This window comes from Aeromonas sp. 5HA1 (assembly GCF_029237245.1).
Classification (GTDB): Bacteria; Pseudomonadota; Gammaproteobacteria; order Enterobacterales; family Aeromonadaceae; genus Aeromonas; species Aeromonas salmonicida.
Map to the genome: position 1 here is coordinate 65,207 of NZ_JAACFW010000023.1, position 16,140 is coordinate 81,346.

A 16,140-nucleotide genomic window follows, 5' to 3' on the forward strand; every position below is an offset into this window, starting at 1 on the left:
AAAGGGCTAGGAAAGGCCCATTGGCCCATGAGGAGCGGGATCCGTAGGCTGACCCCTATCAACAAGGAGAGACATTCATGACTGACAAGACACTGCACAGTGCCAACGGCGCCCCCGTCATCGACAACAACAACAGCCTTACCGCCGGTCCCCGTGGCCCCGTGCTGATGCAAGATATCTGGTTGATGGAGAAACTCGCCCACTTCGACCGCGAGCGCATTCCCGAGCGGGTGGTTCACGCCAAGGGCTCGGGCGCCTACGGCACCTTTACCGTGACCCACGACATCAGCCAGTTCAGCAAGGCCGACCTGTTCAACGCCATCGGCAAGCAGACCCCGGTCTTCCTGCGCTTCTCTACCGTGGCCGGTGAGAAGGGTGCTGCCGATGCCGAGCGGGACGTACGCGGCTTCGCCCTCAAGTTCTACACAGAGCAGGGCAACTGGGATCTGGTGGGCAACAACACCCCGGTCTTTTTCATCCGCGATCCGCTGAAATTCCCCGATTTCATCCACACCCAGAAGCGGGATCCGCGCACCAACCTGCGCAGCGCCACCGCCGCCTGGGACTTCTGGTCACGCCATCCGGAATCCCTGCATCAGGTCACCATATTGTTCAGCGATCGCGGCATTCCCAAGAGTCTGCGGGAGATGAACGGCTACGGCAGCCACACCTTCAGCTTTATCAACGACGCCAACGAACGCTTCTGGGTCAAGTTCCACTTCAAGACCGAGCAGGGCCACAGCTTCTACACAGATGAAGAGGCGGCCAATGCCGTCGGTCAGGATAGAGAGACCAGCCAGGCCGATCTGTTCAATGCCATCGAGCGGGGCGACTTCCCGCGCTGGAAGGTCTATGTGCAGGTGATGCCGGAGGCCGACGCCCAGAGCTACCAGGTCCACCCGTTCGACCTCACCAAGGTGTGGCCGCACAGCGACTATCCGCTGATCCCGGTGGGCGTGCTGGAGCTCAACCAGAACCCGGACAACTATTTCGCCCACGTGGAGCAGGCTGCGTTCACCCCGGCCAACGTAGTGCCCGGCATCGGCTTCTCGCCGGATCGCATGCTGCAGGGACGGCTCTTCTCCTACGGCGACACCCAGCGCTATCGCCTCGGGGTCAACCACGGTCTGCTGCCGGTCAACGCCCCGCGCTGCCCGTTCCACCACGGTGCCCATCGTGATGGCGCCATGCGCAGCGACAGCAATGGCGGCGCCAGCCCCAACTATCAGCCGAACCACTTTGGCACCCAGCAGCCGAGCGAGCAGCACGAACCGGCCTTGAGTCTGGAAGGGGCTGCCCTACACTACGACTTCCGTGACTACGACAGCGATTACTACAGCCAGCCGGGCAAGCTGTTCCGCATCATGGATGAGGGGCAGCGCTCGCGCCTCGCCGCCAATATGGCACGCTCCCTCATCAACGTGGAGGATGACGCCATCGTCGTCGCCCAGCTCCGGCATCTTGAGCAGGCCGACCCCGAGTACGCCAAGCGGGTGGAGCTGGCACTGGCTGCGCTGCAACGCTAAGCGACCAGGATGCAATAAAAGAACGGGGGCCGGCGGGCCCCCTTCTTTCAACTCCAGTACACGGGATAAATTCTGAGCCCGCGGCGCGTCGAGTCTTGCAGCAGAAACGGCAATAAAAAAACGGAGCCCCAGACTCCGTTTTCAATGCTGTATCAATCCCGAACGCAGCGCCCTCGCGCTCTGCCCGTTCCCGTACCAACAGGCGTTTCTACCACCAGTGACTGCGACGACGTTGGATATGGCAAAGGGAGGAAGAGCGACCCGCCCACGACTGAATCCATCGCACGTCGAGTCTTGCAGCGGAAAGGGTAAATAAAAAAACGGAGCCCCAGGCTCCGTTTTCAATGCTGTATCAATCCCGAACGCAGCGCCCTCGCGCTCTGCCCGTTCCCGTACCAACAGGCGTTTATACCACCAGTGACTGCGACGACGTTGGATATGGCAAAGGGAGGAAGAGCGACCCGCCCACGACTGAATCCATCGCACGTCGAGTCTTGCAGCTGAAATGGCAAATAAAAAAACGGAGCCCCAGGCTCCGTTTTCAATGCTGTATCAATCCCGAACGGAACGCGCTTCGCGCTCTGCCCGTTCCCGTACCAACAGGCGTTTATACCACCAGTTACTGCGACGACGTTGAGTATTGGAAGAGCGACGAGCCATTTCTTAGGTCCCAGCCAAGAGAAGGAAAGAGCCGCATTATGCGATAGAGATCACGTCCATGTCTTTAGCTGGATCAAGAAAAGCCTCACTGGCCCAGGCTAATTGTCTCGCTATCCGACGGTGCCCTGGCCACAGGCGTCACCTGAGGCGGCAAGCGCCAGGCCAGTGGGCCATTGGTCTCCTGCTCGTTTTGCGGGCCACACTCCAGCCAGCGATTCCCCTGTTGAATTCGGGCACCCAGCGAATACTTCTGATCCTGATACCAGCAAATCCGTTCCGGCAGCGATCCCAACGGCAACACCCACTCGGTTCCGACCTCTGCCCGCGTCACCTTGGCCGGTTCGGCTGCCACACCGCTCGCCCCCAACATGGCCATCAACAGGCAAGTCGTCCCACCCTTGATTCGATTCATGACATCACTCCTTGCGCGATACCAGTATCGGGCGACCATAACAGGCGCAAACTTGATTAATAAGCCCAGCGCTGGCTGGCATTCCCAACCCAGTATGATAGCCTGCCAGCGCCTGCCCACGCCCGTCAAAACCGGCGCAGGAAAACCCCGGTAGATTTGTCAGCCATCGACAAATATAACCTTATTTATCAAATCGTTATTTGGATATTATCCCAATGCGTATCATGCCGTTGCTCCAGGCGGCCTGCCTGAGCCTGATGTTGTCCGCCTGCGTTGCCCCCCTGTTGATGATGAGCCCGACCAGCCAGCTGATGTGGGCGCTGCTCAAACCCCTGGTGGGCTTCGATCCCAACGAAGCCAATCTGTTCGAACAGCCCATCATCAAGGATCGGATGACCAGTATTCTGGGCCCCAACTACGACAGCACCATGCAACTGCTCAAGACAGCCAACGAGCTGCAGCAGGAAGGCCCGCTGTTCTACGTGGTCTCCCGCTATGCCCCCATGCCGGATGTAGCCAAGCAGGCTGGCATGGTGTGGAACTCACAAACCAACCAGATGTCCGTCATGCTGCTCAAGGGGGATGGAACTCCTCAGGTATTTGGCGAAAATCTGGCGGCAGCGACACCGAGCTGGCCAACCGAGATGCAGGGCTGGCAGGCTCAAGCCAAACCGGCTGCGACCGCGCTATCCAGTGCCAACAATGCTCTGACCGATACCAACAAGGTACTGACAGGGGCCACAGCGACCACCTCTGTACTCGGCAATGTGCTGGGTTCAATACAGCAAGGCGCCAGCAAGACAATGGCGGATACCACCAAACAAGTCGTCAGCAGTGCTACCGCCTCGGCGCAGCAGCAGGCCAACAAGGCCATGGCCGAACCCGCCAAACAAGCCGTCAGCAGCGCCACCGCCTCTGCGCGGCAGCAGGTCAACAAGGCTGTGGCCGAACCCGCCAAGCAAGCCGTCAGCAGCGCTACCGCCACGGCGCAGCAACAGGCCAGCAAGACCGTCGCCGAACCCGCCAAGCAAGTCGTCAGCAGCGCCACCACCTCGGCGCAGCAACAGGCCAACAAGGCCGTGGCCGACCCCGCCAAACAAGCCGTCAGCAGCGCCACCACCACGGTGCAGCAGCAGGCCAGCAAGGCCGTCGCCGAATCCACCAAGCAGGCTGTGAGCAGCAGCAAGGCCACCCTTGATGCGGCGGCACAGGCCGACGCGGCTCGGCGACAGAGCGAACAGGCGCGCGCAGCCGCTGAAGCAGAGATGGAAGCGCTGCTCAAATAATCCGGACAGGCCATCATACGATGGCCTGTTTTCCCCTCCTCTCCCCCATATTTGGCTGCAAACCGCATGCTTGTAGCGCAAATCATGAACTTCTCGATATAGCCCTCTAAACTGGAAAAGACGATTTTTCGCAAGGAGTGCCGTCATGTCACGTCTGCTCAGCCTGATGATCTGCTACTGCCTCTCCATGACGTTGCATGCTGCGACATTCACTTACTATTCCGAACAGAATATGCCGCTCAATGGTCAGGATGAGCAGGGCAAAGGCACTGGATTGGCGGTCGAAGTGCTGAGACTGATGTGGCAGGAGATGGGGGAACCGGAGCAACCCATTCACTTCATGCCCTGGGCCAAGGCCTGGTACCTGCTGACCCAGAAACCGGATGCCGTACTGTTCACAACAGCTCGCACCAAAGCACGAGATCCTCACTTTCTCTGGGTCTGCCCCATCAGCCACTCCCGGGTCTCCTTGGTGGGCCGCAAGCAAGATGCCCCCAAGATCAGTAGCAAGGCCGATCTGGCCAAGTTGCAGATTGGTGTCATGCAGGCCGATGTAGGGGAACAACTGCTGCTGAACAAGGGGGTAAGCACTGCCAACATGATGTCAGTGGAGCGGATGGATCAGGTGGTACGCCAGCTCATCATGGCCCGCACCGATCTGGTGGCGGGCAACGAAGTGATGCTGTTTCATCAAGCCCAACAGCTGGGCTTTCAAGCTGATACCTTCGTCACCGTTGCCATCCTGGCAGAGCAGGACAACTGCTTCGCCTTCAACCCTGCGGCCGACAAGCAGCAGGTCGCTCGCCTGCAACAGGCGCTGGACAAGGTCAGACAGGGAGAGGCATTCAAGCGGCTGATCGCCCGCTATCAGGATGTGGTGCAATCCCCGCCAGCGGATCACCTGCCCCTGATTGAATGAAGACAGATGCAAACAGGCCACCCGAAGGTGGCCTGTTTCATTGCGACGCACTGTTACTGGAAGTGACTGTCGTGCTCGGATTTCTTGGTCTGGACACCCTCGCTGTGCTCGATGGCGGTGCGGATGAGATCCACCCCGGCGCGGATGATCAGCACCCCCATGTTGACCAGCTTGACGCAGACCCACATGAATGTGATGAGCAGGATCAGCTTGAGCACTGTCTGGAACGCCTCCAGGAAGTTCTGTTCGAGCTGGCCGGTCAGGCCGCTGGCACTGGTCATCAGCCAGGTGTAGACCTCACGCACGAACGGGATTCGGCTCGGCATCTCCAGCACATCCAGTGCGGCAGGCAAGGCCTGAAAGATAACAATGCTGCCGAACAGTATCAGGATGACACCGATGGCAATGCCCAGAAAAAAACCAAACTGTCTCATGGAAGGTCCCAAGGTTTGCTGCATGAAAATAACATAGCTGCCAATACTAGGGACTGCCTCACCCCACGGCAATCCTTCCTCGCCTTGCTGCCGTGTACCAAACCCGCCATTAGCTGGCATCCAGACAGGAAATCATTGCCCAACTATCTGATTTCTGTGACCCTTGCGCTCATCCACACCCACAGTTCAGGCGCCATGTTTCGCTACTGTTTTTTAGTGCTTTGTGCCCTGCTGCTGGTGCAACCAGCCTCAGCCGCTCCCACCGCCGCCGTCTGCGTGGTCAAGCATCAGCAACAACTGCTGCTGGTGCAGGACAGGGTCTCCTCCCGCTACAGCCTGGCCGGGGGCTACATAGATGCAGGCGAGACACCGCAGCAGGCCGCGCAGCGCGAGCTGTTTGAAGAGACAGGGTTGCGAAGCCGGATCAGTGGTGAATTGGGGCAATGGCAGGGAGCTGTCCTGTTCGCCTGCCAGGCCCTGCAACCCATCAGGGTACAAACAGGCTCGGGTTTTGTCTCACTGTTGCAGGCCCCCAACCTCGGCGGTGAAATACTCAATGCCAAGCTGATCGATCCGGCACAGTTGCCACATGCACAACGCCGCTTCCCGGCGCAGCTCGACTGGTTGGCCCCCAAATTGGCCGACATTCCCGACAGCCCTGTGTTGTGGCTGCACGACTTCAGTACCGACGGCAACGAGTTGCACCGGGCAGAGCTCCCGCTGATCCGGCAGTTGCAGAGCTGGCTCGGTACTGACGTGCTCTGGCTTGATGCCAGCAATCTGTTTGGTTCAGCCGCGTTTCAGCTTGCCCTGTTACCTTTGCTGCTGCCGCTGCTGGGCTGGCCTCGCCTGCGTCAGCTGTTGCTGGCCATGCTGACCCTTGCCCTGATGGTGCTCGTGGTCAAGGAGGGTATCGGCTGGCCCAGGCCCTTCCACCTCGATCCTGCACTGGCACAACAGAGTGCACAGGGCTTTGGCATGCCAAGCGGCCATGCTGCCTCGGCGCTGCTGTTCTGGGGCGTGCTGCTCAGGCTGTGCTGGCCCGCCAATCCCTGGCGCAGCGCAGCGTTGGCACTCTTGCTGGCTGTCACAACAGGGTTGGCCCGGGTCTGGCTCGGCGTTCATTTCTTCTCGGACGTGGCGGCAGGACTGCTGCTGGGCGCGCTGATGCTGGCAATTCACGCCGGATTATCCGGTATTTCAGCAAAGCCACCGAGCTGGATCTGTCTGACCTTTGCCTGCGCACTGGCCGCCTGGTGGAGCCAATCCTCTGCCCTGGCTGGCCTTGCCATGTTCAGCCTGGGTCTGATGCTCGGCATGCTGCTACCCTTGGCGCGCGCACGGACACAATACTTGCGAATGCTGACGGTTACCCTGCTCGGTGGCCTGCCCCTCGGGGCGCTGCTGTGGTCGCTGCCAGGCTGGCTGACCAGCTCAGGACTCACTCTTCTGGGCCAGTGGCTACTCTATTGTTGCCTGGGGCTCTGGTTGAGCGCCGGCCTCTGGTGGATACTCTCACTCATGAACTCTGACCCGTTACCCAGGGGCTCCGGCTCCGACAAGGGATTGTTATGAATATGAAAAAAGTGGATTTAGCCAAGATCACGCTGGGGGTGCTGTTTCTCAGCATTCTCATCATCTCGTGCTTCATGGTGCTGCGCCCCTTCCTGCCTGCGCTGGTGTGGGCCACCATGATCACCATAGCCACCTGGCCACTGATGCGGATGGTACAGCGCCTGCTGTGGGGCAAGCGCATGCTGGCAGCCCTCTTCATGACGCTGGTACTGCTGCTGATGTTTGTTATTCCGCTGTTCATGGCACTGGCCAATGTGGCGGAGCAAGCCCCCATGCTGATCGAGCTGGGCACCACCATCAGCCACTCACCGCCCCCCGAGCTGCTCTGGCTGCAACAGATCCCTCTCGTGGGCACCAAGCTGTATGAGTTCTGGCAGCAGATCCTGGCGAGCGGCGGCCAGGTACTGTTTACCAAGCTGGCCCCCTACTTCGGTCAGACAGCCCGCTGGCTCGCCTCCCAGGCAGGCAATCTGGGCTTGCTGTTCGTGCACTTCCTGCTGACAGTCGGGATCTGCGGCGTGCTCTATCACTCGGGTGAGATGGTGGCGACCGGCATTCGCCGCTTCGCCCACCGCCTTGCTGGCGAGCGCGGTGACAATGCCACAGTGCTCGCCTCCCAGGCGATCCGCGCCGTGGCCATGGGCGTCGTGGTGACCGCTCTGGTGCAATCATCCGTGGCCGGTATCGGCCTGCTGATTGCAGGCATCCCCTACACCATGGTGCTGGTGGTGGTGATGTTCCTGCTGATCGTGGCCCAGATCGGCCCCTTCCCTGTATTGCTGGCCTGTATCGGTTATCTCTACTGGAGCGGTGACACCACCTGGGGCACCTTCCTGCTGGTATGGTCACTGTTTGCGGGCACCATGGACAACATACTGCGCCCCTTCCTCATCAAACGAGGGGCGGATTTGCCGCTCATCCTGATACTGGTGGGGGTTATCGGTGGCTTGTTGACCATGGGAATTATCGGTCTCTTCATCGGCCCGGTCGTGCTGGCGGTGGGTTACACCCTGCTGGATGCCTGGGTGAGAGAAGATGAACAAGCCGCAGCAGAGCCGCTGCTTGCCCCGCCAAAGGCGGAGTGAAGGTTTGGCAATAATTAGCTGATACAAAGAGCCGCCCATCGGGCGGCTCTTCTGTTTCCAATGACCTGAATGGCATTACCCAGCCTCTGAGGCAGGTCACTGAATCGGGCTCGCTGGCGTGGTTAAATGGTCGGCTCACATCTTGCCGGATATTGCTGTGACCATGCCATCTGACCTTCAGCCGCTGCTGCCCTGGCCTGACTATCTGCAGGCATCCTGGCTGCGCTGCGCCCACCAGACCAGCGCCACCCTCTGGCATCCGCCCCACAGCGCCAAGGGGCAAACCTTGCAGAGTCTGCGCCAGCGCAAACGGGACTTGCTCACCACCGGCGAGATGGCCCTCGAGGATCTCTACGAATTCATGGAGGGGCGCCCCTGCGCCCTGCTGCTCACCGACGAAAGCGGCTGTCTGCTTGCCCAGACAGGCCATCCCGATACGCTGGCGGAACTGGCGGCGCTGGGGTTTGGCCCCGGCGCCTTCTTCAGCGAGGGGCGTATCGGCACCAATGCCATCAATCTAGCGGCGCTGGAGGGGGTACCGCTCTGCGTCAGCGGCCCCCAGCACTTCAACCAGACCCTTCACCCCTGGCACAGCTGCGCCAGCCCGGTCTACAACAGCAATGGCCGTCAGGTAGCCATCATCGCCCTGATCTGCAAGGTGGAGGAAGCGAGCGCCGGGGATCTGGCGCTCACCGTCAGCGCCGGTCGCGAGCTGGCCCATCTGCTGCAAATGGAGACCCTGATGCAGGAGTCCCAGCACCACCTGAGCGAGCTCTACGCCCTGCTCGATGGCATGGATGACGGCGTGCTGGCCTGGGATCCGCAGGGCCGACTGCGCTACCTCAACGGGCTGGCGGCCCGTCGGTTGCGACTCGATCCGGCGCTCTGTCTCGGCCAGCCGCTGGAGCAGCATTTGCTGTTGCCCCAGCGGTTGCAGCTGGCCATCAAGGGGCAGACGCCACTGAGTCATGTGGAGGTGACGCTGGAGCGGCTCGGCACTCAGGAGGGGGAGTTCATCAATGCGCTGATAAGCCTCAAGCCGTTGCCGGGGCCGGAGGGGGTCAGCTTTATCGCCCTGCTTCACCCGGTCGACCGGCTGCGGGCCATTCACCAGCTGCGCCAGACGGTGCCCGAGCTGTCGGCGCTGGTGGGGGAATCGAGCGCCATGCGCAAGCTGCTGCGCTACGCCCGGCAGGCGGCCCAGAGTCAGGGGCCGATCCTGCTGCGCGGCGAGGAGGAGGTGGGCAAGGCCCAGCTGGCGGAGGCGATCCACTTTGGCAGCGAACGGGCCGCCGGGCCGCTCATTACCCTCAACTGTCAGGCGCTGCCGAGCGAGCGGATGGCGCTGGAGCTGATGGGCTCCGACGAGGCGGGGCAGGAGCGGGCGGGCAAGTTCGAGCTGGCCCATGGTGGCACCCTGGTGCTAGAGCAGGTGGAGTGCCTCTCCGCCCCCATGCAGGCGGCGCTGCTGCAACTGCTCAAGACCGGCCGCATCCAGCGCTTCGATTCGGCCCGCATCTTGCCGCTCAAGGTGCGGATCATAGCGACCAGCAGCGCGGCGCTGGAGCAGAGGGTGCAGGAGGGACAGTTCGGTCGTCAGCTGCTTTACGCCCTGCAGGCGTGCGAGCTGTGGCTGCCGGGGCTGCGGGAGCGCGCGGCGGATCTGCCGGGCCTGATCAGCCAGCAGTTGGCGGCGCAGGGGCGCGAGCCGGTGCGCCAGTTCAGTCCGGCGGCCCTCGATTGTCTGCTGGCCTATCCCTGGCCTGGCAATCTCGGGGAGCTGCGCAGCGCGGTCGAGCATGCGCTGCTTCATTCCGGTCAGGGGCTGATCCCGCCGGAGGCGCTGCCTGCAGCCATTCGTCACGGCTATCAGCTGGTGGCGGATGAGGTGGTGGGGCAACCGCTGCTCACCCTGGCCGAGCTGGAGCGGCAAGCCATCTTGCGCTGCGCTCACGCCTGCAAGGGGCAGGTGAGCCAGATGACCCAGCATCTGGGCATCAGCCGTACCACCCTCTGGCGGCGGCTCAAGCTGCTCGAGATCGATCCCGCCGACTATCACGGCTAACGGCGATCCGAGCCATCGCCAACCGGCCCGTATAAAATGAAACGGCCCCGCAGTTGCGGGGCCGTTTTATATGGCAAGGTCAGTAGTGGCGCAGTTACAGCCCCAGCTGGTGGGCGGTGACGATGGCCGCCAGCACATCCTCGGCGGTGACCTTGAACGGCATGTTGTGGATGGTCTCACCCTCGGCGGTAGAGGCCTTGGCCACATCCATCAGGCGCGCCATGTCCAGCTCCTTGACCCCCATCATATGCAGGTTGGTCGGCAGGCCAATTGAGCGGCAGAAGGCCAGCACTGTCTCGATCTCCGCCATCGGCGCATTCTCCAGCACCAGCTGCACTAGCGTACCGAACGCCACCTTCTCACCGTGATAGAGGTGGTGACACTCGGCCAGCTGGGTCAGGCCGTTGTGGATGGCGTGGGCGGCAGCCAGACCGCTGCTCTCGAAGCCGATACCGCTCAGATAGGTGTTGGCCTCTATGATGTTCTCCACCGCCTTGGTGCAGAGCCCCTGTTCCACCGCCAGCTTGGCCTTGTAGCCATCGGCCAGCAGTGTCTTGTAACAGAGCTCGGCGATGGCCTGGGCCGCCAGAGTAGAGGCACCACCGGCCATGGTCTGGCAACCGGAGACCTTGTTGGCCCGCGCCTCGAAGTAGGTGGAGAGCGCATCCCCCATGCCGGAGACCAACAGCCGCACCGGGGCGCGGGAGACGACGCCGGTATCCATGATGACCATGTTGGGGTTGGTCGGGATCATCAGGTATTCGCTGAACTGCCCTTGTGGGGTGTAGATGACCGCCAGCGCACTGGTTGGCGCATCGGTGGAGGCGATGGTCGGCACTATGACCACAGGCACCTTCTGGTAGAAGGCGACCGACTTGGCGGTATCGAGCGTCTTGCCGCCACCTATGCCGATGATGACGTCGAACGGCGTCTGGTTGCAGCGGGCCAGCAGGCGGTCGATCTCGGGGCGTGAACACTCGCCGTTGAAGCAGTCGAATTCCGGTTTGATGTCCACGCCGTGGAAGCTGGTGGCAACCGTGTCGCCAACCAGCTTGGTGACGAAGGCATCAGCCAAAATGAGCGGCTTGGCGCCGAGCGCCTTGACGTAGTTGCCGATATTGGCGAGGGCCCCGTTGCCTTGCACGTATTTGCTGGGGCTGATGATGATGCGGTCCATATTCTATCCCTCTCTCTAGTTCATAAGACTTCTTTTGAAACTAACAGGGGCGAAGGGGCGGCTATGCCGGGGAGTCCTTCGTCTTTAAGTGGCGCGGCAGCTGGCCCATTCGGTCGGTGCCGCGCGTTGAAACAGGCTGGTAAGCGGCGATCAGTCGCCGAAGCGCTCGTCGGCCAGTTGCTGGAAGCAGGTCAGGGCAGCCTCGGCATCTTCTCCCTGTGCCAGCAGGGTGAGTCTGTCTCCCTGACGTACGTTGAGCATGGTGAGCCGTGTCAGGCTGCGGGGATTGGCCTCTTTATCCCCCTTTTGCAGCTTGAGTTCAGCGGCAAAGGGCTTGAGGGCGGCCACCAGTCGGGCGGCGGGGCGCACATGCAGGCCGTGGGGGTTATCGACCACCACCTCGCAGCGCAGCCAGCCGTCATCGGCTGCCGGTGCCGTCTCAGTGGCGACCTGCGCCGCGCTGGCAGGCAACATGGCTTGCTTGGGCCCCAGGGCGCCGAGCGCCTCTGCTGCCACCTCGTCGAGGCTCATACCTGAACCTGCCGCAACCACGGCGGCCAGGGTGCCCTCGACCAGCGAGGCCGGGCAGAGCCGCACCCGGGCGCTTAACTCAGAGGGCAACAGTTCGAGGGCGGTTTCGGCGCTCAAGAGGGCGCTGCCCAAGTCCATCAGCACCAGCACGCCGCTGCCGTCGTCCGCTTCTTCTATCGCACTCATCACGGCGATGGCATCTGTTCCTATGGGGTGGTCGGGGTCATCGACCCCGGCCGCCAGCAGCAGTTTGGCCGGGCTGCCCAGCTGGTCGGCAAGCGCTTTCAATCCGGCCGCCAGCATGGCGCTGTGAGAGACAACTACGATTCCGATCATGTCACAACCTCGCTCTGTCACGCAGGGCGGTCAGCAGCAGCAGGGTCGAAGTGGCCCCAGCATCCTGATGGCCTATGCTGCGCTCGCCGAGATAGCTGGCTCGCCCCTTGCGGGCCTGCATCTGGATGGTGGCCTCGGTACCGGCCGCGGCAGCTGCCACCGCCTTGTCCAGCGCATCATTGAGCGACAGCTCTTGCTGCTGGGCCTGTTGCAGGGCGGCCAGTGCCGGCCACCAGGCGTCGCACATTGTCTTGTCGCCCGGCTCGGCGCGGCCGCGAGAAACAATGCCCTCGACTCCGTCGCTCAGCATTTTGCCAAGCTGACTCAGGCTCAGGCTTTGGCAGGCGTCCGTACTGGCCGCCGCTCGAATGAAGAAGGTGCCGTAGAGCGGGCCGCTGGCGCCGCCGACCGAGGAAAGCAGGGTCATGCCGGTGGTTTTCAGCACCTGGCCGATATCCTTGTCTGCCACCGCAGGCAACTTCTCGGCCACCTTGGTAAAGCCGCGCTGCATGTTGAGGCCGTGGTCGCCGTCACCGATGTCGGTATCCAGCGCCGTGAGGTAGTCACGCTGCTCGGTGAAGATGTGTTCGCAATCCAGCAGCCAGTTGACGATGTGATGTTTGCTTAGCATGAGAGTAAGGGCTCCTTAACAGCCGCGACGCAGGGCGGGGGTGTGAACGGGGGCATCCCACAGGGTCATCAGCTCGTCGTCCACCTTGAGCAATGTGATGGAGATACCGGTCATGTCGAGGGCGGTGCAGTAGGGACCTATCAGGTTGCGCACCAGATGGATGCCCGCCTCTTCGCACAGGGTTGCGAGGCGGCCATAGACGCCATACAGCTCTGAAATCGGGGTGCCGCCCAGGCTGTTGACCAGGGCTATGACACGATCGCCCCGGTTGAGCTGTTCGATGAAGGTGTGCTCTTCCTGCCAGCTGCCGGAGGCTCTGTCCCAGTGGCGCAGGGTGCGGCCATAGGGAGTGTTGTCCGCCAGCTCGCTGAACATGTCGCCCACCAGAGTATCGAGATCGGTGAAGGGGCGGCGCGCTATGCCGGGTTCGCCGTGGATGCCTACGCCGAACTCCATCTCGTTGTCCGCCAGGGTGAAGGAGGGCTTGCCGGCGGCAGGCACGGTACAGGCGTGCATGGCGACGCCTATGGTGCGGCTCTGATTGTTGATGCGACGGGCCAGTGCCTCACAACGGGTCAGGTCATAGCCGGCTTCGGCTGCGGCCCCCACCAGTTTTTCGCACAGCACTGTGGTGGCGACGCCACGACGACCGGCGGTATAGAGGCTGTCTTTCACCGCCACGTCGTCATCGATCAGCGAGAAGCCGACCTTGACCCCATCGCCGTGCAGCAGCTCGACCGCGGTCTCGAAGTTGAGCACGTCGCCGGTGTAGTTCTTCACCAAAAACAGCACGCCAGCGCCGCCATCGACCGCCTGACCGCACTCATACATCTGATCCGGGGTCGGCGAGGTAAAGATTTCGCCGGGGCAGGCACCATCCAGCATCCCCTTGCCCACCAGACCGCCGTGCATCGGCTCGTGGCCGCTGCCACCGCCGGAGACCAGCGCTACCTTGCCCATCACAGGGGAGTCGGCGCGGGTGATGTAGTGGGGTTCGATACGTACCTTGAGCTCGGGGTGGGCGGCGGCCATCCCCATCAGTTGTTCACGGACCACGGCATCGACGGCATTGATCAGTTTCTTCATGGCTCACTCCTTGGCTTGCCACCGCTCGGGTGGGCAAATGGTTGATGGAGCCAGTCTAACGGGATAAATCGGGAGAAAAATGACGGCCTGTTCGGTTCGGATTTGAAACAGCAGAGAGGGGATCGGCGTTTCAATATGAAACGGCGCGAGGCAAACGGGCGGGAAACTGCAAGCGGCCTCACAGCCATGAAAAAGGGCCCCGCAGGGCCCTTCGCTATAACCGGACGGGTTAGATGGCCCAGCCACCGGCATAGAAGACCACCAGTGCCACGGCAATGATGACGGTACCGACGTTGAGTTTCTTCCACTCGGCGGCAAACAGACGACCCACGACCAGCGCCACGAAGCCCAGCATGATGCCGGTCACTATGTTGCAGGTGAGCACGATGAAGACGGCGCACAGCATGCCAGCCAACGCATCGACCGAATCGCTGAAGTCCAGCTTGGTGACGTTGCCCAGCATCAGCAGACCGACGTACATCAGCGCCGGTGCTGTGGCGTAAGCCGGCACCAGATAGCTGAGCGGCGAGAGGAAGATCATCAGCAGGAACAGCAGGCCGACCAGGGCTGCAGTCAGACCCGTCTTGCCACCGGCCGCGGTGCCTGCGGCAGACTCGATGTAGACGGCGGCCGGAGCCCCACCCACCACGCCAGCGACCATGCTGCTGACGGAGTCGGCAGTCAGGGCCTTGCCGCCGCTGATGATGTGCCCACGCTCGTTGATAAGACCCGCCTGACCGGCCACAGCACGGATGGTGCCGGTCGCGTCGAACACGGCGGTCATCACCAGCGCCAGTACAGTCGGAATGACCACAGGATTGAGGGCGCCCAGCAGATCCATGCTACCAACCAGAGAGCCTTTCTCGCCGGTCAGGCTCGGCATGGCGAAGAAACCCTGCCAAGTCACTTTCGGGTCGAAGATAAGGCCGAGGATGGAGATGGCGATGATCACCATCAGGATGCCGCCCGGTACCTTGCGACGCTCCAGACCGAAGATGGCGGCCAGACCCAGTACCGTCATGACGACCGGGAAGGAGGTCACCTCACCCAGCTGAACCGGCAGACCGGCCCCTTCGTTCTTGATCACCATGCCGACGCCGTTGGTAGCGATCAGCAGCAAGAACAGACCGATACCGATGCCGGTGCCGTGGGCGATACCGGAGGGCAGGTTATCCAGGATCCACTGGCGCACGCCTGTGACGCTGATCAGGGTAAACAGCACACCCATCAGGAAGATGGCGCCGAGGGCAACCGGAATGCTCAGTCCCTGACCCAGTACCAGACTGAAGGCGGTAAAGGCGGTGAGGGAGATGGCGCAACCTATGGCCATCGGCAGCTTGGCCCACAGACCCATCAGCAGGGAGCCGAAGGCGGCGATCAGGCAGGTTGCCACGAAGACAGGGCCCTGCTCAAAACCGGCAGCACCCAGCATGTTCGGTACCACTATGATGCTGTAGACCATGGCAAGGAAGGTAGTCAGCCCTGCCAACAGCTCCTGGCGCACACTGCTACCGCGCGCGGAAATGGAAAAATAAGAGTCCAAAAAGCCGCCGTTCCCTGATTGGGCGGCCATATCTTGCTTTGCCATGACATGTCCTGAAAGTGTGAAGGAAATCGTTTGCGATTGTGGCGCGCAAAATAGCAAGAATTTGTCGAAATTGCAGCGAATTCCCTGACTTTTTCATCAAAATGGCGGAAAGCGTTCTCGTTCGGACACAAGTTTGCATACCAGCTTGTTACTGCTATCACCTTCACCCAGGGGACACACTTCTATACTGCAGAGAACCCATTCGCACAGCCAGACGGGAGAGAACCCATGCACACACGCAATCTGCTGAACGATATCCCCTCGCCACTGCCTACCGAACTCTTTCAGGATCTGGTCAGTACCAACCACCTGCGGATAGAGCGCATTCTCTCTCACGGACATCAGACAGCACCGGGAGAGTGGTACGATCAAGATGAACATGAGTGGATCCTGGTCGTACAGGGCGAAGCCAATCTGCTGTTCGTCGATCCTCAGACCCAGGCACAACAGTCGGTACAACTGGGCCCGGGCGATCACATCAATATTCCCGCCCGCCAGAAACACAGAGTGGAATGGACTCACCCCAACATGACAACAGTCTGGCTCTGCGTATTCTACTGAGGTGGATAAGAAGGGGACGGCAAGGGCCTTTGAATGAAGTTGAATTGATACAGCGAAGGGAAAATGGGAGCCGCTGAGCAGATGAACTTGAGGTATCAAAAAGCAAAAAGGCCTTCCCGATTGGGAAGGCCTTCAAATTAATGGCGGAGCGGACGGGACTCGAACCCGCGACCCCCGGCGTGACAGGCCGGTATTCTAACCAACTGAACTACCGCTCCGCTGTCTGGTTAGCTTTTTGCTAAATTGTCTGCCGTTTCAACGAGGTGTC

Annotated in this window: 14 protein-coding genes and 1 tRNA gene; 7 read left to right on the forward strand and 8 right to left on the reverse strand. The window is 61.3% G+C overall.

What is annotated here, in order from left to right; genetic code table 11:
* Window positions 1-77: 77 nt before the first annotated feature.
* A complete protein-coding gene (locus tag GWQ27_RS18310) occupies window positions 78-1,526 on the forward strand; it encodes a catalase (RefSeq protein ID WP_275907979.1) in 1,449 nt (482 codons plus the stop codon).
* A 745-nt stretch (window positions 1,527-2,271) separates the two neighbouring features.
* Here the strand turns inward: GWQ27_RS18310 and GWQ27_RS18315 are convergent.
* Complete coding sequence (locus GWQ27_RS18315) at window positions 2,272-2,598, reverse strand: YnjH family protein (protein WP_275907980.1); 327 nt, start codon at window positions 2,596-2,598, stop codon at window positions 2,272-2,274.
* A 215-nt stretch (window positions 2,599-2,813) separates the two neighbouring features.
* Between GWQ27_RS18315 and GWQ27_RS18320 the strand changes: the two genes are divergently transcribed.
* Complete coding sequence (locus tag GWQ27_RS18320) at window positions 2,814-3,884, forward strand: hypothetical protein (protein ID WP_275907981.1); 1,071 nt, start codon at window positions 2,814-2,816, stop codon at window positions 3,882-3,884.
* A 145-nt stretch (window positions 3,885-4,029) separates the two neighbouring features.
* Complete coding sequence (locus GWQ27_RS18325) at window positions 4,030-4,803, forward strand: transporter substrate-binding domain-containing protein (protein WP_275907982.1); 774 nt, start codon at window positions 4,030-4,032, stop codon at window positions 4,801-4,803.
* Window positions 4,804-4,856: 53 nt separating this feature from the next.
* On the opposite strand, the gene GWQ27_RS18330 is transcribed toward GWQ27_RS18325, so the two are convergent.
* On the reverse strand, window positions 4,857-5,237 hold the full coding sequence (locus GWQ27_RS18330; RefSeq protein ID WP_234579810.1) for a hypothetical protein: 381 nt from the start codon (window positions 5,235-5,237) through the stop codon (window positions 4,857-4,859).
* 195 nt (window positions 5,238-5,432) lie between these two features.
* Between GWQ27_RS18330 and GWQ27_RS18335 the strand changes: the two genes are divergently transcribed.
* The 3 genes from GWQ27_RS18335 (at window position 5,433) to dhaR (ending at window position 9,962) form a co-directional block, all read left to right on the forward strand.
* On the forward strand, window positions 5,433-6,812 hold the full coding sequence (locus GWQ27_RS18335; protein ID WP_275907990.1) for a phosphatase PAP2 family protein: 1,380 nt from the start codon (window positions 5,433-5,435) through the stop codon (window positions 6,810-6,812).
* A complete protein-coding gene (gene ydiK, locus GWQ27_RS18340; protein WP_005316664.1) occupies window positions 6,809-7,897 on the forward strand; it encodes an AI-2E family transporter YdiK in 1,089 nt (362 codons plus the stop codon). The genes GWQ27_RS18335 and ydiK overlap by 4 nt, the downstream gene beginning before the upstream one ends.
* 163 nt (window positions 7,898-8,060) lie before the next feature.
* Complete coding sequence (gene dhaR / locus GWQ27_RS18345; RefSeq protein ID WP_275907983.1) at window positions 8,061-9,962, forward strand: dihydroxyacetone kinase operon transcriptional regulator DhaR; 1,902 nt, start codon at window positions 8,061-8,063, stop codon at window positions 9,960-9,962.
* A gap of 94 nt (window positions 9,963-10,056) precedes the next feature.
* Here the strand turns inward: dhaR and GWQ27_RS18350 are convergent, their stop codons facing one another.
* From GWQ27_RS18350 to GWQ27_RS18370, 5 genes are all read right to left on the reverse strand, one after another.
* Entirely contained in the window at window positions 10,057-11,139 is a 1,083-nt protein-coding gene (locus GWQ27_RS18350) for a glycerol dehydrogenase (protein WP_275907984.1), read from the reverse strand.
* A gap of 150 nt (window positions 11,140-11,289) precedes the next feature.
* A complete protein-coding gene (dhaM, locus tag GWQ27_RS18355) occupies window positions 11,290-12,006 on the reverse strand; it encodes a dihydroxyacetone kinase phosphoryl donor subunit DhaM (RefSeq protein ID WP_275907985.1) in 717 nt (238 codons plus the stop codon).
* A 1-nt stretch (window position 12,007) separates the two neighbouring features.
* Window positions 12,008-12,637: a dihydroxyacetone kinase subunit DhaL gene (gene dhaL / locus GWQ27_RS18360; RefSeq protein ID WP_017413041.1), complete on the reverse strand. Its 630-nt coding sequence runs from the start codon at window positions 12,635-12,637 to the stop codon at window positions 12,008-12,010.
* A 15-nt stretch (window positions 12,638-12,652) separates the two neighbouring features.
* Entirely contained in the window at window positions 12,653-13,723 is a 1,071-nt protein-coding gene (dhaK, locus tag GWQ27_RS18365; RefSeq protein WP_275907986.1) for a dihydroxyacetone kinase subunit DhaK, read from the reverse strand.
* A 229-nt stretch (window positions 13,724-13,952) separates the two neighbouring features.
* Window positions 13,953-15,311: an NCS2 family permease gene (locus GWQ27_RS18370; protein WP_275907987.1), complete on the reverse strand. Its 1,359-nt coding sequence runs from the start codon at window positions 15,309-15,311 to the stop codon at window positions 13,953-13,955.
* 228 nt (window positions 15,312-15,539) lie between these two features.
* Between GWQ27_RS18370 and GWQ27_RS18375 the strand changes: the two genes are divergently transcribed.
* Window positions 15,540-15,872: a cupin domain-containing protein gene (locus GWQ27_RS18375; RefSeq protein ID WP_265463330.1), complete on the forward strand. Its 333-nt coding sequence runs from the start codon at window positions 15,540-15,542 to the stop codon at window positions 15,870-15,872.
* Window positions 15,873-16,013: 141 nt separating this feature from the next.
* Here GWQ27_RS18375 and GWQ27_RS18380 read toward each other — a convergent pair.
* Window positions 16,014-16,090, reverse strand: a tRNA-Asp gene (locus tag GWQ27_RS18380).
* Between the last annotated feature and the right edge of the window lie 50 nt (window positions 16,091-16,140).